General features: G+C 71.5%; 25 protein-coding genes. 13 read left to right on the top strand and 12 right to left on the bottom strand.

The window, feature by feature from the left end; all coding sequences use genetic code 11:
• The first annotated feature begins 1 nt into the window (after position 1).
• Positions 2-754 carry a serine hydrolase gene (locus tag KV557_RS09470; protein ID WP_218199323.1) on the top strand — a complete coding sequence of 251 codons (753 nt, stop codon included), beginning with the start codon at positions 2-4 and terminating at the stop codon, positions 752-754.
• Positions 755-757: 3 nt separating this feature from the next.
• Here KV557_RS09470 and KV557_RS09465 read toward each other — a convergent pair whose 3' ends face one another.
• From KV557_RS09465 to KV557_RS09440, 6 genes are all read right to left on the bottom strand, one after another.
• On the bottom strand, positions 758-1,891 hold the full coding sequence (locus KV557_RS09465; protein ID WP_218199322.1) for an FAD-dependent monooxygenase: 1,134 nt from the start codon (positions 1,889-1,891) through the stop codon (positions 758-760).
• A 25-nt stretch (positions 1,892-1,916) separates the two neighbouring features.
• Positions 1,917-2,600: a GTP-binding protein gene (locus KV557_RS09460; protein ID WP_218199321.1), complete on the bottom strand. Its 684-nt coding sequence runs from the start codon at positions 2,598-2,600 to the stop codon at positions 1,917-1,919.
• Between the two features lie 3 nt (positions 2,601-2,603).
• Positions 2,604-2,969: a DUF742 domain-containing protein gene (locus KV557_RS09455; protein ID WP_256177176.1), complete on the bottom strand. Its 366-nt coding sequence runs from the start codon at positions 2,967-2,969 to the stop codon at positions 2,604-2,606.
• A gap of 101 nt (positions 2,970-3,070) precedes the next feature.
• Complete coding sequence (locus KV557_RS09450) at positions 3,071-3,556, bottom strand: roadblock/LC7 domain-containing protein (protein ID WP_218199319.1); 486 nt, start codon at positions 3,554-3,556, stop codon at positions 3,071-3,073.
• Positions 3,553-6,198: a sensor histidine kinase gene (locus KV557_RS09445; protein ID WP_308129822.1), complete on the bottom strand. Its 2,646-nt coding sequence runs from the start codon at positions 6,196-6,198 to the stop codon at positions 3,553-3,555. The genes KV557_RS09450 and KV557_RS09445 overlap by 4 nt, the downstream gene beginning before the upstream one ends.
• Positions 6,199-6,711: 513 nt before the next feature.
• Complete coding sequence (locus tag KV557_RS09440; protein WP_218199395.1) at positions 6,712-7,404, bottom strand: FadR/GntR family transcriptional regulator; 693 nt, start codon at positions 7,402-7,404, stop codon at positions 6,712-6,714.
• Positions 7,405-7,583: 179 nt separating this feature from the next.
• On the opposite strand from KV557_RS09440, the gene KV557_RS09435 reads away from it, so the two are divergent.
• The 8 genes from KV557_RS09435 (at position 7,584) to KV557_RS09400 (ending at position 13,586) form a co-directional block, all read left to right on the top strand.
• Entirely contained in the window at positions 7,584-9,311 is a 1,728-nt protein-coding gene (locus tag KV557_RS09435) for a 2-isopropylmalate synthase (RefSeq protein ID WP_256177150.1), read from the top strand.
• A gap of 141 nt (positions 9,312-9,452) precedes the next feature.
• The gene (locus tag KV557_RS09430; protein ID WP_218199318.1) at positions 9,453-9,716 is read left to right on the top strand and encodes a hypothetical protein; all 264 of its coding nucleotides are present in this window, start codon (positions 9,453-9,455) and stop codon (positions 9,714-9,716) included.
• The gene (locus KV557_RS09425; RefSeq protein WP_218199317.1) at positions 9,688-10,212 is read left to right on the top strand and encodes a DUF6879 family protein; all 525 of its coding nucleotides are present in this window, start codon (positions 9,688-9,690) and stop codon (positions 10,210-10,212) included. The genes KV557_RS09430 and KV557_RS09425 overlap by 29 nt, the downstream gene beginning before the upstream one ends.
• A gap of 25 nt (positions 10,213-10,237) precedes the next feature.
• Positions 10,238-11,086, top strand: coding sequence for a helix-turn-helix domain-containing protein (locus tag KV557_RS09420; protein WP_218199316.1), 849 nt, complete (start codon positions 10,238-10,240; stop codon positions 11,084-11,086).
• A 379-nt stretch (positions 11,087-11,465) separates the two neighbouring features.
• Complete coding sequence (locus tag KV557_RS42415) at positions 11,466-11,648, top strand: hypothetical protein (RefSeq protein WP_256177149.1); 183 nt, start codon at positions 11,466-11,468, stop codon at positions 11,646-11,648.
• On the top strand, positions 11,645-12,301 hold the full coding sequence (locus KV557_RS09410) for a hypothetical protein (protein ID WP_308129821.1): 657 nt from the start codon (positions 11,645-11,647) through the stop codon (positions 12,299-12,301). The genes KV557_RS42415 and KV557_RS09410 overlap by 4 nt, the downstream gene beginning before the upstream one ends.
• Positions 12,265-13,107, top strand: coding sequence for a serine/threonine-protein kinase (locus KV557_RS09405; RefSeq protein ID WP_218199315.1), 843 nt, complete (start codon positions 12,265-12,267; stop codon positions 13,105-13,107). The genes KV557_RS09410 and KV557_RS09405 overlap by 37 nt, the downstream gene beginning before the upstream one ends.
• On the top strand, positions 13,104-13,586 hold the full coding sequence (locus KV557_RS09400) for a GNAT family N-acetyltransferase (protein ID WP_218199314.1): 483 nt from the start codon (positions 13,104-13,106) through the stop codon (positions 13,584-13,586). Before KV557_RS09405 ends, KV557_RS09400 begins: the two co-directional genes overlap by 4 nt.
• A 31-nt stretch (positions 13,587-13,617) precedes the next feature.
• Here KV557_RS09400 and KV557_RS09395 read toward each other — a convergent pair whose 3' ends face one another.
• Positions 13,618-14,799, bottom strand: a complete 1,182-nt coding sequence (locus KV557_RS09395; RefSeq protein WP_218199313.1) for a hypothetical protein — start codon at positions 14,797-14,799, stop codon at positions 13,618-13,620.
• A gap of 190 nt (positions 14,800-14,989) precedes the next feature.
• Here KV557_RS09395 and KV557_RS09390 point away from each other — a divergent pair, with 190 nt between their 5' ends.
• The 3 genes from KV557_RS09390 to KV557_RS09380 all read left to right on the top strand — a co-directional run bounded on the left by KV557_RS09390 (position 14,990) and on the right by KV557_RS09380 (position 17,218).
• Positions 14,990-15,535 (top strand): NUDIX hydrolase, encoded by a 546-nt coding sequence (locus KV557_RS09390; RefSeq protein WP_218199312.1) that lies wholly within the window; start codon positions 14,990-14,992, stop codon positions 15,533-15,535.
• 69 nt (positions 15,536-15,604) lie between these two features.
• A complete protein-coding gene (locus KV557_RS09385; RefSeq protein ID WP_218199311.1) occupies positions 15,605-16,474 on the top strand; it encodes a nucleotidyltransferase family protein in 870 nt (289 codons plus the stop codon).
• A 15-nt stretch (positions 16,475-16,489) separates the two neighbouring features.
• Positions 16,490-17,218 (top strand): phytanoyl-CoA dioxygenase family protein, encoded by a 729-nt coding sequence (locus KV557_RS09380; RefSeq protein ID WP_308129820.1) that lies wholly within the window; start codon positions 16,490-16,492, stop codon positions 17,216-17,218.
• 188 nt (positions 17,219-17,406) lie between these two features.
• On the opposite strand, the gene KV557_RS09375 is transcribed toward KV557_RS09380, so the two are convergent.
• Together KV557_RS09375 and KV557_RS09370 are read right to left on the bottom strand one after the other, a co-directional pair.
• A complete protein-coding gene (locus KV557_RS09375) occupies positions 17,407-17,595 on the bottom strand; it encodes a DUF397 domain-containing protein (protein WP_218199310.1) in 189 nt (62 codons plus the stop codon).
• Positions 17,592-18,473 carry a helix-turn-helix domain-containing protein gene (locus KV557_RS09370; protein WP_218199309.1) on the bottom strand — a complete coding sequence of 294 codons (882 nt, stop codon included), beginning with the start codon at positions 18,471-18,473 and terminating at the stop codon, positions 17,592-17,594. The genes KV557_RS09375 and KV557_RS09370 overlap by 4 nt, the downstream gene beginning before the upstream one ends.
• Before the next feature lie 119 nt (positions 18,474-18,592).
• Between KV557_RS09370 and KV557_RS09365 the strand changes: the two genes are divergently transcribed.
• On the top strand, positions 18,593-19,045 hold the full coding sequence (locus KV557_RS09365) for an ATP-binding protein (RefSeq protein WP_218199308.1): 453 nt from the start codon (positions 18,593-18,595) through the stop codon (positions 19,043-19,045).
• A gap of 207 nt (positions 19,046-19,252) precedes the next feature.
• On the opposite strand, the gene KV557_RS09360 is transcribed toward KV557_RS09365, so the two are convergent.
• The 3 genes from KV557_RS09360 to KV557_RS09350 are packed head-to-tail and all read right to left on the bottom strand — an operon-like array spanning position 19,253 to position 21,065.
• Positions 19,253-19,561, bottom strand: coding sequence for a hypothetical protein (locus KV557_RS09360; RefSeq protein ID WP_218199307.1), 309 nt, complete (start codon positions 19,559-19,561; stop codon positions 19,253-19,255).
• 53 nt (positions 19,562-19,614) lie between these two features.
• Positions 19,615-20,535, bottom strand: a complete 921-nt coding sequence (locus KV557_RS09355; protein ID WP_218199306.1) for a hypothetical protein — start codon at positions 20,533-20,535, stop codon at positions 19,615-19,617.
• Positions 20,532-21,065, bottom strand: coding sequence for a SigE family RNA polymerase sigma factor (locus KV557_RS09350; RefSeq protein ID WP_218199305.1), 534 nt, complete (start codon positions 21,063-21,065; stop codon positions 20,532-20,534). The genes KV557_RS09355 and KV557_RS09350 overlap by 4 nt, the downstream gene beginning before the upstream one ends.
• Positions 21,066-21,226 lie beyond the last annotated feature (161 nt).

Below are 21,226 nucleotides of genomic sequence, written 5' to 3'. Positions count from 1 at the left end.
CATGTTGTCTGTGGTGGTGGCCCCGTGGGGGAGTGGTGAGCCCGTGTTCGTGCGGGCGCCGGACGAGTTGCACTATGCGGCGAGCACGATGAAGGTGGCCGTGCTGGCGGCGCTGCACCGGAGTGGTGTGGACCTGGACACCGAGGTGCCGGTGGTCAACCGGTTCGCGTCGGCGGTGGGCGGGGAGTTCGGCAACTCCCGGGACGGGGACGGCGATCCGCTGCCCTGGGAGCTGCTGGGCGGGACGGCGCCGCTGCGCACGCTCGCCGAGCGGATGATCACGCACTCGTCGAACCTCGCCACCAACCTGTGCCTCGCCGCCGTCGGCCACGAGGCGGTGGCGGAGGTCTGGCGTCGGGCCGGGGCGACGCGCAGTGCGAGCCCGCGCGGGATCGAGGACCACGCGGCGCGCGATGCGGGCGTCGACAACCTCGTGAGCGCGCGGGACCTGGTACGGCTGCTGCGATCCCTGGACGGGGACATGCTGGCGCTCCTGGAACGGAACGCGTTCCGGGTGGACCTCGCCGCCGGGCTGCCGCCGGGCACCCGGATCGCGTTCAAGAACGGCTGGGTCGCCGGGGCGCGCCACAGCGTGGGGCTCGTCCACCCCGGGGACTGCCCGCCGTACCTGATCGCCGTCTGTTACAGCGGCCTGCTCGCCTCGGGCGAGGACGTCGCAGACCCGGCCGCCCGCCTGGTGGCGCGCATCTCGGCAGCGGTGTGGCAGCGCCGCCACGGGATCGCACCTCGCTGAGGCTCAGTACGGCTTGATGAGGACGTGCGCGGCGCCGGGGATGCCGACCTTCAGCAGTTCGTCCTCCTCCGGGGTGGTGGGGGTGCCGGTCTCCTGCTTGAGGATCGCGCGGGACAGCGCCTGCACCCACATGGCGCGCGGGCGGCGGCGCTCCTCCCAGGCGGTCAGGGCGGCGGGGACGGAGTCGGCGGCGTCGAGGCTCCGGGCCAGGACGAGCGCGTCCTCGACGGCCATGGCGGCGCCCTGGGCGAGGTGCGGGGTGCCGGCGTGTGCGGCGTCGCCGGCGAGGACGATGCGGCCGACGTGCCAGGGCTCCTCGACCGTCACCTGGGAGATGCGCGAGTAGACGACGGCGGCCGGGTCGGTGACCTGGGCGAGAGCCTCGGCGATCGGTCCGCCGAACCCGGCCAGGCGCTCGGCGAGCTGCTCGTGGGCGCGCTCCGGGTCGGGGCGGAAGTCCTCGGCCTCGGCGAACACCGAGCCCAGGTACATGAGTTCATTGCTGATCGGGGTGAGCAGCGCCTTCGCCCTCAGGTTTCCGGCGGACATCACCACGCCCTGCACCTCGGGCGAACGCGGCAGCGTGACACGCCAGTTGGCGAAGCCGGTGTACTCGGGGGCGTACTTCTCCCCGTACAGGCGCTTGCGCAGCGGCGAGCCGATGCCGTCGAATCCGACCACGAGGTCGTAGCGGCCGCTGTGCCCGTCAGTGAGAGTGACGTCCACGCCCGAGGCGTCCTCGGAGAGTTCGGCGATCGTCGTGCCGAAGCGGAGCGTGGCGCCGGCCTCGGTGGCGGCGCTGCTCAGCACCTCGGCGAGGGCGGGACGCGGGATGCCGTTGCTGGAGGGGGCGTCGTCCATCCGGGGCTGCGGGATCTTGGCGAGGGTGGTGCCGGCCGGGTCGCAGATGGTCAGCACCTCCCACTCGAAGCCGGCGGCCAGGCAGGCGTCCAGGACGCCGATCTCGCGCATGACGTGCAGCGCGTTGGACGGCTGGATGATGCCGACGCCCAACGCCTCCAGCCCGTCGCGCAGTTCGGCGACGTCGACGTGGTGGCCGTGCTTGGCCAGGGCGGTGGCGAGGGTCAGCCCGCCGATGCCGCCGCCGTGGACGAGGACGCGCAGGGGTGGGGTCATGACGGGGCTCCAGAGGATCGAAGGATCAGCCGACGGGGGCGGTGACGGCGGCGGTGACGGCGGCGTCGGCAGCATCGGCGGCATCAGCGGCGAGGTCCATCAGGTGGTCGACCAGGGCGAGCAGCAGGTCCCGGCCGAAGGCGCGCTCGCGGACGTCGCCGAGCAGCATCGGCACCTGCGGGTCGAGGTCGAGCGCGGCTCGGATCTCGTTGGGGGTGCGGGTGTTGTGGCCGTGGAAGCAGTTGATCGCGACCACGAACGGGATGCGCCGGCTCTCGAAGAAGTCGATGGAGGCGAAGCTGGTGTCCAGCCGCCGGGTGTCGGCGATGACGATCCCGCCGAGGGCGCCGTTGACCAGGTCGTTCCACATGAACCAGAAGCGCTCCTGGCCGGGCGTGCCGAACAGGTAGAGCACGAGGTCCGGGTTGACGGTGATCCGGCCGAAGTCCAGCGCGACGGTGGTGGTGTCCTTCTGGTCGACGCCGGCCAGGTCGTCCACGCCGACGCTGGCCTTGGTCAGGTACTCCTCGGTGCGCAGCGGAGTGACCTCGCTGACCGAGCCGACCAGGGTGGTCTTGCCGACGCCGAAGCCGCCCGCGATCAGGATCTTGACGGCCGCGGGCGAGACGGGGGCGACGGGCGCGACAGGCGCGACAGGCGCGACGGCCGTGATGGGCGCAACGGGGGCACTGCTGGGGGGAGTTGCCATGGTTCAGAGTCTCCGGAGTCCTTCGCGTACGGCCGTGAGCAGGCCGAGGTCCACGCCTCCGGAGGCCCTGGCCACCGAGAGCGGTGCCCGGGCCCGCAGCAGGCCCTGGGCGACCAGGTCGCCCAGCAGGATCTTGGTGACCGAGACCGGAAGGTCCAGGCCGGCCGCCACCTCGGCGACCGCGGCCGGTCGCCGGCAGCGGTCGAGGATCATCCGGTGCTCGGGCTGGAGGCCGCGGGTACCGGCGCGGCTGCCCCGCGCCAGGGCCCGGGCGGCCTCGTCCCCGTCGGTGGTGAGCACCGTGATCAGGGTGAGGTCGTCGCGTTCGGGCGCGGTGCGGCCGCGGGTGATGGTGTACGGGCGCACCATCGTCCCGGCGTCGTCCCCGCCGTCCTCGTCGTCCGGTAGGTCACTCCAGTGCGGGACGTGGTTCCGGTGCTGGACCGAGTTCCGGGGCGGGACCTCCCGCATCAGCCCTGCCCGTTGCCGGTGGGCCTGCGGGCGGCGAAGGCGTCGAAGGCGTCGAAGGAGCCGGGGGTGGCCTGCCCGGCCGGGACGTCGCCGCGGGCCGGAGTGCCGAGCTTCTGGCCGACCTGCTGCACCAGTGTGTGCATGGCCACCGACATCACCTCGGCGTCCACCTCCTGGGAGGCGACGACGGCCAGGTGGGTGCCCTGGGCGGCGGCGATGATGAACAGCCAGCACTCGGCGAGCTCGACGATCACCTGGTGCACCGGCCCGCCGTCGAAGAGCTGGCCGACGCCCCGGGCCAGGCTCTGCTGACCGGTGGCGACGGCGGCCAGGCGCTCGGCGTCGGCGCGCTCGATGGTGCGGGAGTGGCTGACGACCAGGCCGTCGTCGGAGAGCAGGACGGCGTTCCTGGTCCCGGGCACCGAGTCGACGAGTCCGTCCAGCAGCCAGTCCAGGTCCTGGTGGGTGGCGATCGTTCGGTTCATGGCTGGTCATCCGTTCGTGTGGTTCGGGGGTCCGCGGCCGGGGGCGCCCAGGGGGAGGGTTCCGGCGCGGGTGTCGGGGGGCCGGCGGGTGCGGTGGGGGGTGCCGGCGGGGTGGCGGCCCGGGGGAGCGGGGTCTCGCCGCTGTCCTGGGAGTTGCCGTAGCTACCGCCCGGGGTGCCGCCCTGCGCGCGGGCGGCACGGGACTGGCGCTGGAAGGCGCCGATCGTGGCGCCGGAGCGGCGCACCGGGCGCTGGAACGGGCCGCCGTCGCCGTCGTCGGACTGCGGCTCGGCGGGCCGCTCCTGGTGGTGCTCCTGCTGCCGCTCCCGCTGGTGCGGCGGCGGGACGCGCAGCTCGGCCGCCAGGCTGGCCTGGCGGATCCGCTGGGGCAGCGGCGGCTGCTCGCCCTCGGCCGGGCTGAGCGGCACCGCGGAGGTGTACTCGCGGCGCTGCCGCCGCTCGGCGAGCCGGTAGTGGTCGGCCGGGCGGTACTGCTCGTCGGCGTACGGGGCCTCCGCGTCCGTCACCAGGGCGTAGGCGATGTCCGGGTAGACGGGGGTGTCGTGCGAGGGCGCCTCGTCCACCGGGGCGTCGGGGGCCGGGGAGCTGTGCTCGATCGGCTGGTCGGCGCGTGGGGCGGCGGCGAGCGGGCGGACGTACTCGACGTGTCCGAACGCCACGGCAGGGGCCGGGAGTTCCGGACGGGCCCGGACGGCCGCCGCCCCGAAGGCGTCCACGGGAGCGACCGGCTGCCCCGGCCGCTCCGTCGCGGGCGCCTCGTCGGAGGCCGTCAGCAGCGCCTTGCGTGAGCGCCGCACCAGCGGGATCGGCTCGGCGGTTGCGGCCGCGGCGGTGGCGGCGACGTCCGGCAGCCCGGCGTCGCCGTCGATGACCAGCTCGGCCGGGACGAGCACGACCACCCGGGTGCCGCCGAAGGCCGACGGCCGGAACTCGATCTTCAGCCCGGTGTTGGCGGCCAGCCGGGAGACCACGTGGAAGCCGAGGCGGATGTCGTCCCCGCGCTCCAGCACGTCGATCCGCGCGGGCGGGCGGCTCATCAGCTCGTTGGCCGCGTCGTACTGCTCGGGGTCCATGCCGAGGCCGCGGTCCTCGATCTCCACGGCGAGCCCGCGCCCGACCATGGCGGCCCGGACCTCGACCGGCGTCGGCGGCTTGGAGAAGGTGGTGGCGTTCTCCATCAGTTCGGCGAGCACGTGCGCGACCGGCCCGACCGCCCGCTCGGAGAGCCAGGGGTGGCCCTCGACGTCCACCATGATGCGGCGGTAGTCCTGCACCTCGCCCTGCGCGGCGCGCAGCACGTCCAGCAGCGGGACGGGCTTGCGCCAGCGCCGCTGCGGCTGGCCGCCGGCCATGATGACCAGGTTCTCCTCGTAGCGGCGCAGGCGGGCGGTGAGGTGGTCGAGGTCGAACAGGCCCTCCAGCACCTCCGGGTCCTCGTGCCTGCGCTCCAGCTCGTCCAGCTTGCGCAGCTGGCGGCCGATCAGCAGCTGGGTGCGGCGGGCGATGCGCTGGAGCAGTCGCTCGAAGCCGCGGTGCTGCTCGGCCTGCCGGACGGCGGTCTCCAGGGCGGAGGTGCGGGCGAGGTTGAGCGCCTGGCCGAGGCGGGCCAGCTCGTCGGTTCCGCTGCCGTTCGGGGTCGGTGGGCCGGTCGTGACGGCCCCGGCCTCGGCCTCCACGTCGACCTGCTCGCCGCGTCCGAGCCGCTCCACCACCTCGGGCAGGGTGCGCTCCAACTCCTCGGCCTGGGTTTGGAGTTCCTTGATCCGGCGGCGCAGCGAGCGGCTCAGCCGCCAGCTCGCGATGACCACCGCGACGACCGTGATCAGACCGACGACGCTGGTCAGGACGACGGTGGTGAGCAGGGAGAGGATGGTGCCCTTGCCGACCTCGACCACACCGGCGGTGCGGGTCTCGATCGCCTTGACCAGCTGTGGGGTGAGCTGGTCGACGGCCTGGCGCCACTGGTCCTGGGACGGCGGCAGCTTGACGGTGGCCCCGCCCGGCTCGGCGGCGGTCGGCTTGATGAGCGCCTGCTCGACGGCCGCCTTCGCCTGCCAGGCCGGACTGTTCATCAGGTCGTGCCAGGCCTGCGCCTCGCCGGCCGGGACGTACGGCGCGACCTGGACGCCGAACAGGTGGTCCTGCGCCCCGATCGCCTCCTGCACCTGCTGGTAGTCGGCGACGCCGAGCCGCCCGGACGGCCAGCCGCGGGCCAGGATGGCGTCCTCGCGGGCCAGCATCTCCTTGGCCCAGAAGGCGTTCACCAGGGTCTTGGAGATCCAGGTGACCTCGCCGGTGTCGACGTGGCTGAGCGCGGTGAACAGCTGCAGGTCGACCGCGATCAGGTCGGTGTAGTACGCGTACAGGGACTGCTGGTCGATGGCGCCGCGGTCGACGGCGGCCCGCTGCTCGGCCAGCTTGCCCATCGCCTGCCGGGCCTCGGCGACGGCGTTGCGCACCTCGGCGGGCGCCTCGTCGGCGGTCTCGCCGGAGAGCGTCTGGAACTGGCGCACCGCGTCGTCCGTCTGCTGCCGCCGGCGGCGCAGCTGGTCGGTGTTGGCGCCGGGCCGGGCGAGCGCCTCGGCGCTGAGGCGGCGCTCCTCCTGGAGGCTGTAGTACACGATGTTGGACGGCTGCCCGGCCTTCTGCGCGAGCAGGCCCTGGGCGGCCTGGCGCTGGAAGGAGAAGAGGGTCTCCCCGCTGGTGACCGCCCAGAGCAGGGCCAGGGCGATGCTGGGGACGACGGCGAGGACGAGCAGCGCCGTCCGCAGTGACAGGCGCGGACGCCTGCGGGGGGCCTTCGGCGCCGGGGGCCGCCGATTCGCACGCGCGCGCAGAGCTGACTCCTTGGGGCTGGCGGGCGGACGCTCGGGCCGGACCGCTCGGGCTGGTACCGCTCGGGCCGGGCCGTCCGGGGTACGGGCTTTGACGAGGCGATACTAGTCATATCGTGTGATTGGAGTGAAAGCCCGTTCGCTGCCTGGACGGTGGTCGCACACGGCCTGGACACAATGTCACCTGGACGTTGACTGTTCGCTATCGAAGCATCCCTGGTTGGAGCCGGTTGACTGGATGTCAGTCGCTGGCGCTGGTGTCAGTGTGAAGACTGTGTGACGCCAATCGCGGACATGCCATCAGGTGTCCAGCAGGCGCGACCGCGTGGCCTCCAACTCGGCCGCCAGCACCCGCCCGGCATCCTCCGCGTCCCCCCGGCGCAGCGCCTCGACCAGGTCGGCGTGCGCGTCGTAACCGTGGTTCGGATCCCCGCTGCGCAGCCCCAGGAGTCCCACCAGTGCGACCAGATGCTCCCTCAGGACCGGGGCGAACTGTGCGAAAAGGTCGTCCAGGACCGGATTGTGAGCGGCCGCCACCACGGCGGTGTGCAGCGCGATGTCCGCGTCGACGAAGGTCGCGTCGTCCGCCGTGCCCGCCGCCAACCGGGCCGCAAGTGCCGCGTCGACGGCGCCGAGGTCCGCGTCCGTCCTGCGGGCCGCTGCCAGCCGGGCCGCCTGCACCTCGACCATCGTCCGCACCTCGTAGACGTGCGCCAGCTCCGCCCGGCGCAGCCGGGTCGCCCAGTCCCCGGTGGGCCGGTCGGCCGTCACGAACACCCCCGAGCCCTGCCGGCTCTGCACCATCCCGGCCCCGGCGAGGGCGCGCAGCGCCTCTCGGACGGTCGAGCGGCCGACGCCCAGCTCCTTCGCCAGCGCCACCTCGCCCGGCAGCTTGCCGCCCACCGGCCAGTGCCCGGCCGTGATCTGCTCCTCGATCCGCGCGGCGGCCTGTTCGGCGAGGGGGGAGGGGCGGAGGGGGCCGAGCGGGGGCATCGCGGTCACCTGTCAGGTTGTCTGAGGAGTTGCTTCGCGGTTACTGTACCCGGCATGCAGCCGCAGAGTCTCCTTCTGGGTGGCCTTCTTCTTGGTGGCCGCAGCGGGGTCTGACCGGACCGGCACCCCGCTGCGGGGCGCCGTCCTGCCGGTCACCGGTACCTGCCCGAGGACTCCACATGCGATTCCCGACCACGCAATTCCCGACCCTGCGCACCCCCGCCGGCCCCGTTCCGGCCGGCGCCCCGGCCTGGAACCCCCAGCGCGGCGGCGCCATGCCCTCCCACCGCTACCGCCCCGCCCACGAGCGCGTCCACGTCCCCGCGCTGATGAGGCGCTGGCCCGGCCGGCGGATCGAGAAGGCCCCGCTCTGGGTGCCGGTCGACCTGCGGGACGGCAACCAGGCGCTCGCCGAGCCGATGGACCCGGCGCGCAAGCAGCGGATGTTCGACCTCTTTCTGGCCATGGGCTTCAAGGAGATCGAGGTCGGCTACCCGTCGGCCAGCCGGACGGACTTCGACTTCGTCCGGCAGCTGGCGACCGTGCCCGGCGCGGTGCCGGAGGACGTCACCATCGTCGTCTTCACGGCGGCGCGGGCGGACCTCATCGACCGCACCTTCGAAGCGATCGAGGGCCTGCCCCGGGTCGTCGTCCACCTCTACACCGCCACCGCGCCTCTGTGGCGGGACGTCGTCCTCGGCCGCAGCCGGGAGGAGATGCGCGCGCTGATCGTCGAAGCCGCAGCACACATGGCCCGGCGGGCCGAAGGCCGGCCCGGGGTGCGGTTCGAGTTCTCGCCCGAGGTGTTCAACCTGACCGAACCGGACTACGTCCTGGAGGTCTGCAACGGCATCACCGCCCTGTGGGACGCGAGCCCTGACCGACCGGTGATCCACAACCTGCCCGCCACCGTCGAGATCGCGACCCCCAACGTCTACGCCGACCAGATCGAGTACATGCACCGGTATTTGGAGCGGCGGGAGTCGGTGATCCTCTCCGTCCACCCGCACAACGACCGGGGAACGGGCGTCGCCTGCGCGGAACTGGCGGTGCTGGCCGGCGCGCAGCGGGTGGAGGGCTGCCTGTTCGGCAACGGCGAGCGGACGGGGAACGTGGACCTGGTGACGCTGGCGCTGAACCTGCACACACAGGGAGTCGACCCGATGCTCGACTTCTCGGACATCGACGAGATCCGGCGGACGGTGGAGCACTGCAACCGCCTGCCGGTCCACGAGCGGCATCCGTATGTCGGGGACCTGGTCCACACCGCCTTCTCCGGCACCCACCAGGATGCCATCAAGAAGGGCTTCGCCCACCATGCCAAGGTGGCGGCCGAGTTGGGCGTCCCGGAGCGGGAGGCGCCGTGGTCGGTGCCGTACCTGCCGATCGACCCGGCGGATCTGGGGCGGGACTACGAGGCGGTGATCCGGGTCAACAGTCAGTCCGGGAAGGGGGGAATCGCGTACCTGCTGCAGGCCGGACACGGGCTGGAGCTGCCTCGGCGGCTGCAGATCGAGTTCTCGCGGGTGGTGCAGGAGGCGACCGACGACAGCGGGCGCGAAGTGACGGGCGAGGAGCTGTACGAGCTGTTCCGCGCCGAGTACCTGGACGCGGCGCCGGAGTGGACGTGGACGGTGGGGGACGACTGGGCCGAGGTGAACGGCCGGCGGGGCGAGGGCGTCGGCCCGCTGGACGCCGTCGCCGACGCGCTGCGGGTCGACATCCTGCACTTCAGCGAACACGCGGTCGGTAAAGGCCCGGACGCGGTTGCCTATGTAGAGGCAAGGGTCGGGGGCGAGGTGGTCTGGGGCGTCGGCCGGGACAGTTCGGTGCTCACGGCCGGCGTAAAGGCAGTCCTCAGCGCCGTCGGCCGGGCGCAGACCGCGTCCGCCGTCACGACGGAGTAACCCGTACAGGACCCGGTTGTACGGCAGCGGCCACCGCGATGCGGCAGATTCGGCTGACAGACCGCCCGCATGCGGGCAATGCTGGTTCTGGCACCAACGACCATGCAAGCCCACGCAAGCGAGGTGACTGGAGGGGTGGTCATGCAGATACGGTTCGTGGGTATCGACCCGGAGACCGGCCAGGGCAACAGTCCTACCGTGTGGGTGGATGAGGGGAACGGGGGCTTGCTGGTTCAGAGCTACACGGCCGACGAGGAGTCGATCGCCGGCGTGCTCGCGGCCGGCCACGGCCCGGACCACGACAACACGATCCCCGCTCACGAGGCAGTGATTCGGATTCCGGCCCGGATGGTGCCGATTCTCAGGAAGGCGTGCGATGACGCAGAACGTTCCGAGCTTCGCTGAACTGCTGGACTCGGCGCAGGTTTCGGCGGTCCACCTGGAACTGCGTGATCAATACAGCGTCGCAGAGGAGGCCACGGAGCTGGCAAAGTGGCGCCGCGGTGAAGCCGTCGATGTGGACCCCGACTCCGAGTACTGGCATGGGTGGAGCGACCTGGTTCGCCGTGCCGTCGCCCGGGGGGTGGAGGTGAAGCGCGCCCGCGTCGTCTCGGTCCCGGTGGCGGAGTACGTGCGGTACGAGCACCACATCACGAGCGTGAACCTGGCCATCGGCGAGCAGGTGCGCTGGCTTCCCCGAAGCGAGGCTTCGACGCTCGCCTTGCCCGGCAACGACTTCTGGTTGGTGGACCACCGGGCCGTCCGTTTCAACCTGTTCGACGGTCCGGGTGTCGCGCTGGAACCGCAGTACTCGGAAGATCCTACTGTGATCGCGCTGTGCGCCACGGCCTTCGAAGCGGTGTGGGAGCGCGGCGTCGAGCACGAGAAGTTCACCGTCTGACCGTCAGACGCAGGACTGCCAGATCATGCCCCTTTCGCCTTCGTCCAGTGCCCAGAGTGCCCGCGAGACCATTGCCAAGAGGTTGAGAGACCTGCGGCAGGACGCCGGCCTGTCAGGGCATGATCTGGCCCTCCGCACGGGGTTCAGCGAATCAAAGGTGTCGCGCATCGCGCACGCCAAGACGCCGCCGTCCGCCGACGACATTCACCGATGGTGCGCAGCCTGCGGCGCGGAGGACCAAGCCGCAGACCTGATCGCCGCAAGCCGCGCGGCCGACGAGATGTACGTCCAGTGGAAGCGGCTGCACAGGACTGGGATGAAGCACGCCCAGGACGCGATCCTGCCGCTGTTTGAGAACAGCCGCCAGATCCGGATGTACTGCTCCAACGTCATGCCCGGGATCGTCCAGCGCCGCGACTACGCCCGTGCGTTGATGAGCACCATCACGGCTTTCCAGGACACGCCCAACGATGTTGAGGACGCCGTGGACAGTCGGCTTCAACGCGGGCGCTACCTCTACCAGGGGAACCGGACGTTCGCGTTCGTTCTGGAAGAGGCCGTCCTGCGTTACCCCCTCGGCGACGCTGAAGCCATGCTGGATCAGTTGCGCCACCTGCTCGACGTCATGGTCTTGCCCCGTGTCAGTCTCGGGGTGATCCCCTTCAACGCGCCACGCACCATGTGGCCGCTCGAAGCCTTCTACATGTTCGATGATCGCCAGGTGGACGCCGAGCTGTTGACCGCCGTCCTCAAGATCACAACGCCCGGCGAGATCGCCGCGTACTCGAAGGCCTTCAAGATCCTCTCCTCCATGGCGGTCCACGGCCCGCAGGCCAGGGCGCTGATTGAGCAGGCCATAGCCTCTCTTGGGTGAATCCGTGCAAGACGGTGCAAGATTATGGCACCGTCCGTAGCCACCTCCTTACGGTCTATCACGCACCCGCCACCTCGGCGAAGGAGCACCACTGCACCGCTGCTCGGCCGTCCGGTCGAGCAGCGTCAACCCTGTTTGGAGGGGCCCGTGAACACGGCCATCAAGTCCGGCGGCGAGCTGGACGAGCTGGGCAAGTTCTTCACGATCGCCGCGCGTCGGATCGACGCCGGCCAGGCCGCGCCGGAGATGTTCTCCGCCGCCATCGACTCCGCGTGGCACCAGCTCGCGACCGACCCGGACGCGTACGACGCCTTCACCGCCGCGCGCCGGCCGCAAGCTCGCCCACGTCGAGAACAAGGGCACCGGCTTCATCTCCTGGGTGAGCGCCTACGAGGAGGCGTACGGCCCGCTGCCCGAGATCTGGTTCACCAACGCGGACGGCGCAGTCAACTCCGAGGCCCTGGCCCGCTACCGCAACTCGGGTGAGGTCTGGGCGGAGTGGGACTGCTCGCCCGCCCCGGGGGACGGAGACGACCTGGTCCCCGCGAAGACCGCCCGGTGATCACTGCACCATCCGGCGGAGCGCCCCGGCTGATCGCCGGGGCGCTCCGCCTCACCGAGGCCCGGTCGGAGAACCCGATCAGCGCGGACGTGGGCAGCTACCTCGCCGCGTTGTACGAGCACTGCCCGTTCCTCGAACCGTCAACGGCACGCGGAATGACCGGGTGGACCGTCTATGAGATCGTCCCGGGCGCGCACCGGTACGAGGTCGAAGCAGCTTTGTTCTACGCGGGCGTGCAGGCTGCGGAGTGGGTCCGCCCGCTCATGACCCGGCCCAACGGTCTACTGGCGTGCGAGAACGTGGTGCTCCTCGGGCACTGCGCCGATGCTGATCACCGTGAACTGATGGCCTGGCCGCACTGGGCGTTGAAGAACCTGTACGGGCCTGTCGGCGTGATGTTCGGCAAGTTCGCCCTGGGTGCTGTGGAGTCGGACAGGGGCGGCCGGAGCATCCCGCCGCCGCCCTTCTCGTTCCTCCCGGTGCGAGCAGCCGTCCGGCCCCTGGACCCGCAGTTCCTGATGGACACGCCCGACCTCGCGGCGGCGGTGGCCGTGGCGAAGGACGAGGGGCGAAACGTCTTCGAGCACATCCCTTGCGAATGGAAGGCAGTACGAGAATGGGCGAGTTCACTCCCGAGGCCGCAGACGCCCTGAAGGCCGCGGAGGCCGTCTGCGGACCGGTCGAGCTGGAGGAGATCAGCGACCGGCGCGGCTCGGCCGTCTGGAAGGCCACCGGCCCGCGCGCCGCAGTGAGCATCAAGGTCGGAACTGGCGACGCTGCCGAGGTCACCGCCCGCGAGGCCGCCGTGCTGGACCAGCTCCCGGGTTACACCGTGACTGCCGGCCGCTTCGGCGACGGCGTCTGGTACGTCACTCCGTGGCTGGCCGGGCCGTCCACCTGGAAGGTCTTCCAGCCGCTCCGGAAGGGCGAAGCCGACCGGTCCCGGGCCCTGGCAGCCGCAGTCGACCTGTGCCGCGCGGTGGGCTGCCTTCACGCTGACGGATGGGTGCACGGCGACATCCAGCCTCAGCACGGCGTCCACACCGAGCACGGGGTTCGGCTCCTCGACTTTGCCTGGTCCCGTCGGATCGGGACCACACCGTGGACCGCGTTCGACGGAACGATGATCCACCTCACGTCCCCCGAGCTGGCCGCTCGGATCTCCACCGGCCCGCAGCCGGTGAACACGACGCAGCCCGGGGACGTGTACGCCCTCGCAGGCACCCTCTGGGCATGTACGACCGGCAACTGGCCGCTCGACTACGCCGCCGCCGGGCTCGACCGCGCGGCCGGCCCAGCAGCGCTCCGGGACGCCATCGCCTCCCGAACCGTCCCCCTCTCGGCGGAGACGCCCTGGCCCGAACTCCAGGCCGTCCTGCGCCGAGTCCTGCTCTCCGAGCCCGCTGACCGGCCCATCGCCGAAGAACTCGCCGACCTCGTGGCAGCGGTGAGCGTGTGATCGACCTGCGAGAGCTGGCCCCGGATGACGCCGAGGCGCTTCAGCGCATCTATAGCCCGGAGTCGATCAAGTTCCTCGGACGAGGCCCGATGGATGCGGCCGAGGCGCGGTTCTACGCGGGCAACGCCGTGGCGTCCGCAGCACAGACACCGCGCACGCTCTACATGCTCGGCCTCGCCGTGGACGGCGACCTACTGGGGGTCGTCAAACTCCACCTGGAGCGCCCGGTTGCCACCGTCAGCTACATCCTGCGGGCGGACGCCTGGGGACGGGGCTACGCCACGGAGGGCCTGCGGAGGCTCCTCGCGCTCGCCTTCGGCCACCTCGGGCTGCCCGCATTGCATGCCAAGCACCACCCGGACAACCCTGCCTCGGGCCGCGTCCTCATGAAGGCCGGATTCGCCCCGACAGGCAGTCGCTACGGCTTCGAGACCTACGCTCAAGTGCAGCGGTGGGCCGCTGGGGCCCCGGCCGTCTGAGGGCACCCGGCGCCCCGGGTTCCTGGGGCGGTCACCGTACGGCGGCGTGGCGCATGTCGGTGAGGGCGGAGGCGAGACGGGCGGAGCCGACGGTGGCCGCGAGCGCCGTGGCCTGGGCGGCGTGATGGTCGCCTTCGGTGCGGTCGCCCTGCCGGTAGAGCACGGTGGCGAGGCGGGCGGTGGCCATCGCCCGCACCCGGGCCTGCGTGGTGCCAGGGTCGGCGGCCCGCCGGAGGTCGGCGACGAGCTGGGGGTGGTGGCGGCCGGTGGCGGCGGACAACAGGTAGAGGGCGAAGCCCGTGTCGCTGCCGACCTTGGCCGCCGTGATGGTCCGCGTCCAGGCCGGCCCGGAAGCAGGGTCGGTGACGCGCTCGTAGGTGTGCTCGGCGGCCGTCAGGTGCCGGGCCACCTGACGCTCGTCTCCCATGAGGGCGTGGGCCTGGGCGCGGACGGCGGCGAGCATCGCCCGCGCCGCCACAGGCAGGCGCCTGTCCACCTGCCCGGCCAGCAGCAGAGCCTGATCAGGACGGCGCAGGTGGATCTCCTGGCGGGCGGCATTCGTGGCCAGGTGGCACAGCAAGCCGCTGTCGCCGTGTTCGCGGCCGGCGGCCAAGCCGAGTTGGAACAGCGGGCGGGCCTCGGTGAACAGGCCGGCGTCGAAGGAGGACCAGGCGGCCAGGTTTGCCAGGCGGGCGATCGCGCCGAGCAGCGCGGTGTGGACGGCGGGCGTGGTCGACGCCTCGCTGAGATCGACCGCGGCGTGCAGCTCGCGCAGTGCGAAGTCGCGCACGGCCCGCCCACCGGACTGCCGGTCCCAGTGCTCCAGCGCGCTCGTGCGCTCAGTGATCGCGGTGACATCGCCCGTGCGCAGGCGGGAGAGTGGCCGGGCGGGCGGCAGTATGGCAGCCAGCGCGGCCGCGAGAACGTCTCGGCGGTTCGACGAACTCACCTCATCGTGGCGATCGTGGTGGTGAACCTGCTTGGCGACCAGGCCCAGCTCGGCCGCCGTTCCCGCTTCCAGGACTGCACAAAGGGCTTGCCGGTAGTGCTCGTGGGGCCAGGTGATGAGGCCCCGTTCTATGCGTGAGACGTAGCCGGCGTCAAACGACGATTCCCGTCCGGTCGCCGCCTCGACCAGCGTGCGCACCCGCTCGGCGACCTGGCGCTGCGTCAGTTCCGCCGAGAGCCGCGCGCGCCTGAACAGCGCGTTCACTATGACACCCCACCCCTAACTCTTGGTTCAGGGAGAGGATTCAGCGTATCGGCCACGGCACGAACTGCCCACCGATCTGCCCTGCCGCCATCACCCGATCAGGTGGTCTCCTGGACATGCCCCACCCGCCATCAGGAACCGGCGGCGCAATGGGCAACCTGCGCCGGGCGGGGGCCGTACAGTCCTGGCCATGACGACCGACACCACCACCGCGTCGTGGCGCGAGATCGAACGCACCACCGTCTTCCGCAAGTTCGGCCGGTCCGTCGACCGCGTCGACTTCGAACTGCCCGACGGCAGGAAGGAGGAGTTCTACTTGAAGAGCGAGCGCCCGGCAGGCGCGGTGCTCGCCCTCACCACCGACCAGCGCGTCATCCTCGCCCGCCAGTACCGGCCCGGCCCGGGCCGCGTGCTGTTCGAACTCCCCGGCGGCTTCATTGAACCCGGGGAGCAAGCGGCCGATGCAGTCGCCCGGGAGCTGCTGGAGGAGACCGGCTACCAGGGCGAGGCCCAACTGGTCGGGCCGTACTGGCACGACGCCTACTCCGACACCCGCCGGTTCGCCTTCGTCGCCACCAACTGCACCAAGGTCGCCGAACCGACCCCCGAACGAACCGAGTTCATCGACGTCGTCACCCTCGGCCTGCAGGAGTTCCGCACCTGCGTGCTCTGCGCGGGCGAGATGACCGACACCGCCGCGGCCTACCTCGCCCTGGACTACCTCCGGCTCCTGTAATCCCTCGGGAGACGGAGAGCGGGCCGGCCCCGGTACCCCAGCTCACCCGCCCACCCGGGAGGACCCCCCGTGACCGAACGGAGCACCACCGACACCACCCGCCCCGCCGCCTGGTACACCAGCAGCCTCGTCTCCCTGCCCGCCCGCGCTGTCGCCCTGGTCCTGGCCGGCGGCAAGGGCAGCCGCCTGCGCGCCACGGACGACCCCGAGCTGCACCGCACGCCGAAGGTGCTGGTGCCGATCGACACCCCCGCCGGCCGCGTCCCGATGCTCGGCCACGTCCTCGACGCTCTCGCCGCCGCCGGGTTCCGCCGTATTGCCGTGCTCACCAGCACCTGCCCCCAGGCCGGTGCCGAGGCCGTCGAGACCTACGCCCTCACCCGCTCGGCGCGGCAGGTGGAGCTGACCATCCACCGCGAGGACCACCCGCTCGGCACCGCCGGCGCCGCGTACGCGGCCCTGCGCGACCTGCCCGACACCCCGGCAGCCGTCATCCTGCCCGCCGACACCCTCTTCCCGTTCAGCCGACTGCCCTCCGCCGTTGCCGCACACTGCTCCCTCGCGGCGGCGGTGACCTGGACCGTCACCACCGCACCCGGCCAGGCCGCGCAGAACGCGGGCAGGCTGTTCCTCGACCCCGACGACCACTACATCGTCCACGCCCTGGAAGGCGTGGACGCCACCCTGCCCGCCGGGAGCCGGCAGAGCTTGCGGCAGGCCACCAGCACCGGCGCCGTCGTCCTCACCCCCACCGCGTTCCAGACCCTCTTCGAGGAGTACGCCCAACGCCTCGCCCGCCCCGCCGAGGCCGACCTGTACCGGCAGTTCATGCCCTGGGCGATCAGCCACGGCCACCGCGTGGGCGCCTACAACATCCGCACCGCCGCTCCCGACCTCGGCACCCCCGAGCGCCTCGCCGCCTTCGGCCGCACCGCCTGAAAGGAGATCAGCACCGTGCTCACCAAACAGTCCATGCTGACCGAGCAGCAGGCCCGCCATTTCCGCGACCTCGGCTACCTGCGCCTGCCCGACCCTGGCCTCCCTCGAGACCTTCTCGACGACGTCGCTGGGGTGGTCCGGGCGCGCGCCGCCCGGCTGCCCGCCAGGCAGGCGAAGGTGTACCGGCTCTACCAGCACGACCGGGCCGTGCTGCACCGGCTCGTCGCCCACCCCGCCCTCACCGGAGCACTCACCGCCCTTCTCGGCCCCAATGTCGTCTACGTCCTCAACCGGCACAACCAGGGCTCCGTCAACGCCCCCGGCGCGCAGGAACCGCGGCTGCACCGCGACATCCTCCAGCCCACCCGCGGCCTGCTCACCGCCGTCCTGTACTTCGAGGACGCGGCCATCGAGACCGGCTGCACCTGGATCGTCCCCGGCTCCCACCGAGCCCCCTACGTCGGCGTCCCGCAGCCCGACGGAGGCGGCACCTGGATGGACGAGCACCCCGAACTCGCCGACCTCATCGACCAGGCCGTCCCCGTACCCGTCCCCGCCGGCGGCATCCTGCTCTTCGACGGCACGGTCTTCCACACCGTAGGCCCCAACACCAGCGCGACGACCCGCACCAGCGTGGTCCTCGGCTACAGAAGCGCCGACGAGCTCGACGCACACCCCGACCCCGACCGGCAGGTCGTCGTCGCCGGCTCCCAGCTGTACCGAGGCAACGACCGGCCGAACTGACGAAGGGCAAGGCAAACGCACCCGTCCACGAGGTGGTTCGACCGAACCACCTCGTGGACGCACAAAGCACTCGCCCCAAGCGCTTGTCGTCCTCGCTGCTCCCCCAAGTCGTGGGATAGAACGGCCAGTTCGACGGTACGCCAACGGCCCGCCGCTCGGTGGCGGTGGGCCGTTGAGAGGAGGCTGAATCAGCCCTCGGCAGTGGCGGCGAACTCCACGAACGCCTGCCACGCGGTCGGCTCGAAGGCCAGCTGGGGGCCGCTCTTGTCCTTGGAGTCACGCACGTGGATCACTCCGGGCGCCTCGGCGACCTCGACGCAGGCGCCGCCCTCGTTGCCGCTGTAGCTGCTCTTGAACCATGCCAGCTCGGTGCTCATCGTTCTCCCAGGATCTTCTCGATCAAGGCCAGGGACTCCTCGGGGCCGTGGGCCTGCGCCCTGAGGGTGCCGTACCGCGCGTTCATGACCCGGACTTCATCCGGGTCATTGATCAGCCTACTGCTCGTCTGCACCTCGATGTAGGCGTGCTGAGGCCGTCCCTTGGGCGTGATCAGAATGAACGGTCCGCCCATTCCGGCGTGTTCAGTTCTGTCCAATGGCAGTACCTGGATGACCATGCCACGGGTGCGTCCGACCTCCAGGAGCCGGCGAAGCTGGGCCGCGTGCACGTCCCACCCACCCAGGGGCCTTCGCAGCACGCTCTCGTCGATCACCCAGCTGAACATCCCCCGAGGCCATCGAGTCAGCACCTCCTGGCGTGCCATCCGCGCCGCGACCCGCACCTCGATCACCTCCTCCGACAAGGGGGGCTGCCTCATCGCGTAGACCGCTCGTGCGTGCTCCTCGGTCTGGAGCAGCCCAGGGATGTCGAGCGTGGCGAAGTCGTGCATCTCGATCGAGTCGACCTCCAGGGCTGCGTAGCCCCGGAACCACGCCGGGTGCCGCACCCGCGCCTTGGCCCGCGCCCGCATCACATCGTCCTTCGTGATGGCCAACAGGCCACCCGCGTCGAGGAGCTTGTCCGCCGCCACCAGCAACTCCGGCTGCGGGGTGCGCTTTCCGCGCTCCACCGCGCCGATCAAGCCCTCGCCGTAGCCGATGCGCTCGCCGAACTCCTTCTGCGTCAGCCCGGCGCGCTCCCGCAGGAGCTTGATCTGCTTGCCGATCGCGCGGAAGAAGTCCGAGACCTCCCCCAAGTCCTCCGGCAGTTCCGTACGAACCTCGTCGCCCGATTCGCTGTTACGCGCTGCACCCATCGCGACCACCCGCCCTGTGTTCTGGCCACACGAACAAAAGCTGTGTGCACCTGGACAAGCACTCTCCGTACTCGCCAGATCCGTGGTCAGCGTACGTCCGGGGCGTCACGCTTTTTCACATGACGACCGAAATCCCCCTCGACAACCCTCGCCGCCACACCACCGTCCTTGCGGCCACTCCCAAGGGCGCCGCGATCTGCCGGCGCATCGCCAGACGTCAACTCACCGCCTGGGAACTGAACTTCACCCACACCGAGCCGTACTACTCCGCGCTCCTGATCATCGCGGAGCTCGCCGCCAACGCGATCTCGCACGGCCGCGTTCCGGGGCGCGGCTTCGAGTTGCACCTCTCCCTCACCACCACCGCGCGCCGGGGCACCACCCTCCGTATCGAGATCTCGGACTGCAAGGGCGACCGCCTCCCCGTCCTCCCCGCCCGCCTCAACCCCAACTCGCAGTCCGGGCGTGGCCTCACCCTCGTCAACGCTCTCGCCGACCGTTGGGGCACGATCCCGCGCCACCCCAACGGCAAGACGATCTGGGCCGAACTCGACCTTGCCGATGCCTCCTGAGCCCCGCCATAGCCCCGGCAGCGCCACGCTCTGCACCCTCCTCCCCTTCACCCTCCTCCTCGCGCTCCTCGCCTGGGCCTACCCCCTCACCACCCGCCACCATCCCGATCGCCACCACCACCCGCACCCCACCGCAACCCCAACAGCCCGCTGAAACAAGAGGAGTGGGAAGTCGGCCCGGCCGACTCCCCACTCCCTGACACATCGCTACTGGTAGGTCCGGAGCACCAGACCATCCCGATTGCACACGGCGACCCTCGATGGCGGCTGCTTCCCCGCAGTGACGAAGTGATCTCTGATCTTGGCGACCGCGTCGCGCAGTGCCGCCTCGGCGCTCTCCGGAATCGGCCCCGCCGACTGCCAATGCATCGTCAGCTCCCAGTTCCGCCGCCCGCCGTTGCCACGGGGCGCGGTGGGCTCGGCGTCGAAGTTGAGCTGGTCGAGCACGTCGAGGATGACGTTCATGTCGCTGCCGTCTATATGCGCGAAGTTCTCTTCCACCAAAATCGCATTCATGCCCGCTCACTTACCCCGGAGCGTGAACCGGTCAACCGGTCAACCGGCCGCCGTCACCTCAGGAAGTCGGGTCCATCCCCCGGGAGCTTCGCGCCGTTGCGGTCATAGAACTGCCACGACTGCGCCGACTTGCCCTCCGCCCGGGGCACCGCGATCCAGCGGATCGGGGAGTCCGCCACGGCGACCGGCTCGGGCTCGGTCGTCGTGCCGTCCGTCCACGTCACCACGATCTTGCCGACCTCGGGCGCGATGGTCATCACCGCCACGTCCAGCGGGGCCACGGTGTCGCCCTTGCCGCGGGCGCCGAGTGTGACACCGCTGAAGGACTCGCCACCGGCGGGCGCGGCCTCGGACGGTGCCCGGGTGGTGAACTCGGAGTCGTGGCCGAGGCGGACGCCGTCCACCGTGAAGTAGACGTTCACGATGTCGTCGTGGGGCTGCCAGTACTGCCGGACGAACGCCTCCGTCGGCTCGGGAACCTCGGGGTCGACGGCGCGCCGCTCCTGGACGACGGCCTGCGCCTGCCGGAACGCCTGCTCCTTCGGCGCCAGCGGCCACAGCGCGGCCCACACCTTCCACTCCTTGCCGCCGACGGTGCCCTGCGCGAGCACTACCCGGGTCGGGGTGAGCGGGTCCTTCGCGGTCGGCGCCGACGGCGTGGCCGTGGCGGTCGTGCTGGGCGCGGCGGCGGGGGCGACCACCTGTGCCGAGTTGCCCTCCCCGGGGGCCGAGCGCAGACCGGTCATCGCCCCGCCCGCCAGCACCACCGCCGAGGCCAGCGCGAGCGCGCCGACCATCGTCCGATGGCGGCGCCGCAGCCGGCGGCCGCCCGCCATGATCTCCGGCACCGGCACCGGACCGACCTTCGCCCCGGCCGCCGCCTCCGCCAGTTCCAGCCCGATCCACACGTCCGCGCCGTCGTCCGCGGCGCCGCCCATGCCGACCGTCCCGCCGTGGTTGCCGCCCGCGCTCATACCGCACCTCCGATGTGGGTCATGTCCTTGAGTTCCTTCAGCGCCGCGACCTCCCGCAGCCGCGCTATCCCCTTCGCCGCGTGGCTGCGCACGGCTCCCACCGAGCAGCCCATCGCCGCAGAGGCCTGGCTGTCGCTCAGGTCCTCCCAGTGCCGCAGCACCACGGCCTGACGCTGGCGCGCGGGCAGGGTGGCCAACGCGGCCATCAGCGCCCCGCGTTGGTCGGACCGCGCGAAGCCGTCCTCCACGCCGGCCGCGTCCGGTACGGCGTCCACCAGCAGCTCCGGCGGGCGGCGGCGCCAACGGCGGGCGTGCTGGTTCACCAGGATCCGCCGCACGTACGCGTACGGATCGCCGGCGCGCCGCACCTTGCCCCAGGTCGCGCAGGCCTTCTCCGCCGCGGACTGCACCAGGTCCTCCGCCGCGTACTGCTCGCCTGCCAGCAGGTACGCCGTCCGCATCAGCCGTGGCCAGGCCCCGACGATGAAGGCCTGGAACTCGTCGTCCCGGTCGGTCTTCGGTTCTCCCATGAGCACCTCCTCACCCTCCTAGAGCCCGGGAGGGTGCGAAAGCGCTTACCCCTCATCACAGGAGCAGGAGATCACGGAACGTACACCTTCTGTTCACATCACCGTCCCGCTCGGCCGCGCCGGGTGTCCGAATTGCCCCGACCGGCCAGCTTCGCGTCGAA

It is taken from the genome of Kitasatospora aureofaciens, assembly GCF_019192735.1.
GTDB lineage: Bacteria > Actinomycetota > Actinomycetes > Streptomycetales > Streptomycetaceae > Kitasatospora > Kitasatospora aureofaciens_A.
This window is presented reverse-complemented; position numbering and strand designations above follow the sequence as displayed.

What these genes read in the sequence shown, in the direction of transcription:
- KV557_RS09470 (WP_218199323.1), top strand. Translation starts at nt 2, where the DNA reads ATGTTGTCTGTGGTGGTGGCCCCGTGGGGGAGTGGTGAGCCCGTGTTC.
- KV557_RS09465 (WP_218199322.1), bottom strand. Translation starts at nt 1,891, where the DNA reads ATGACCCCACCCCTGCGCGTCCTCGTCCACGGCGGCGGCATCGGCGGG.
- KV557_RS09460 (WP_218199321.1), bottom strand. Translation starts at nt 2,600, where the DNA reads ATGGCAACTCCCCCCAGCAGTGCCCCCGTTGCGCCCATCACGGCCGTC.
- KV557_RS09455 (WP_256177176.1), bottom strand. Translation starts at nt 2,969, where the DNA reads ATGGTGCGCCCGTACACCATCACCCGCGGCCGCACCGCGCCCGAACGC.
- KV557_RS09450 (WP_218199319.1), bottom strand. Translation starts at nt 3,556, where the DNA reads ATGAACCGAACGATCGCCACCCACCAGGACCTGGACTGGCTGCTGGAC.
- KV557_RS09440 (WP_218199395.1), bottom strand. Translation starts at nt 7,404, where the DNA reads ATGCCCCCGCTCGGCCCCCTCCGCCCCTCCCCCCTCGCCGAACAGGCC.
- KV557_RS09435 (WP_256177150.1), top strand. Translation starts at nt 7,584, where the DNA reads ATGCGATTCCCGACCACGCAATTCCCGACCCTGCGCACCCCCGCCGGC.
- KV557_RS09430 (WP_218199318.1), top strand. Translation starts at nt 9,453, where the DNA reads ATGCAGATACGGTTCGTGGGTATCGACCCGGAGACCGGCCAGGGCAAC.
- KV557_RS09425 (WP_218199317.1), top strand. Translation starts at nt 9,688, where the DNA reads ATGACGCAGAACGTTCCGAGCTTCGCTGAACTGCTGGACTCGGCGCAG.
- KV557_RS09420 (WP_218199316.1), top strand. Translation starts at nt 10,238, where the DNA reads ATGCCCCTTTCGCCTTCGTCCAGTGCCCAGAGTGCCCGCGAGACCATT.
- KV557_RS09405 (WP_218199315.1), top strand. Translation starts at nt 12,265, where the DNA reads ATGGGCGAGTTCACTCCCGAGGCCGCAGACGCCCTGAAGGCCGCGGAG.
- KV557_RS09390 (WP_218199312.1), top strand. Translation starts at nt 14,990, where the DNA reads ATGACGACCGACACCACCACCGCGTCGTGGCGCGAGATCGAACGCACC.
- KV557_RS09375 (WP_218199310.1), bottom strand. Translation starts at nt 17,595, where the DNA reads ATGAGCACCGAGCTGGCATGGTTCAAGAGCAGCTACAGCGGCAACGAG.
- KV557_RS09370 (WP_218199309.1), bottom strand. Translation starts at nt 18,473, where the DNA reads ATGGGTGCAGCGCGTAACAGCGAATCGGGCGACGAGGTTCGTACGGAA.
- KV557_RS09365 (WP_218199308.1), top strand. Translation starts at nt 18,593, where the DNA reads ATGACGACCGAAATCCCCCTCGACAACCCTCGCCGCCACACCACCGTC.
- KV557_RS09360 (WP_218199307.1), bottom strand. Translation starts at nt 19,561, where the DNA reads ATGAATGCGATTTTGGTGGAAGAGAACTTCGCGCATATAGACGGCAGC.
- KV557_RS09355 (WP_218199306.1), bottom strand. Translation starts at nt 20,535, where the DNA reads ATGAGCGCGGGCGGCAACCACGGCGGGACGGTCGGCATGGGCGGCGCC.
- KV557_RS09350 (WP_218199305.1), bottom strand. Translation starts at nt 21,065, where the DNA reads ATGGGAGAACCGAAGACCGACCGGGACGACGAGTTCCAGGCCTTCATC.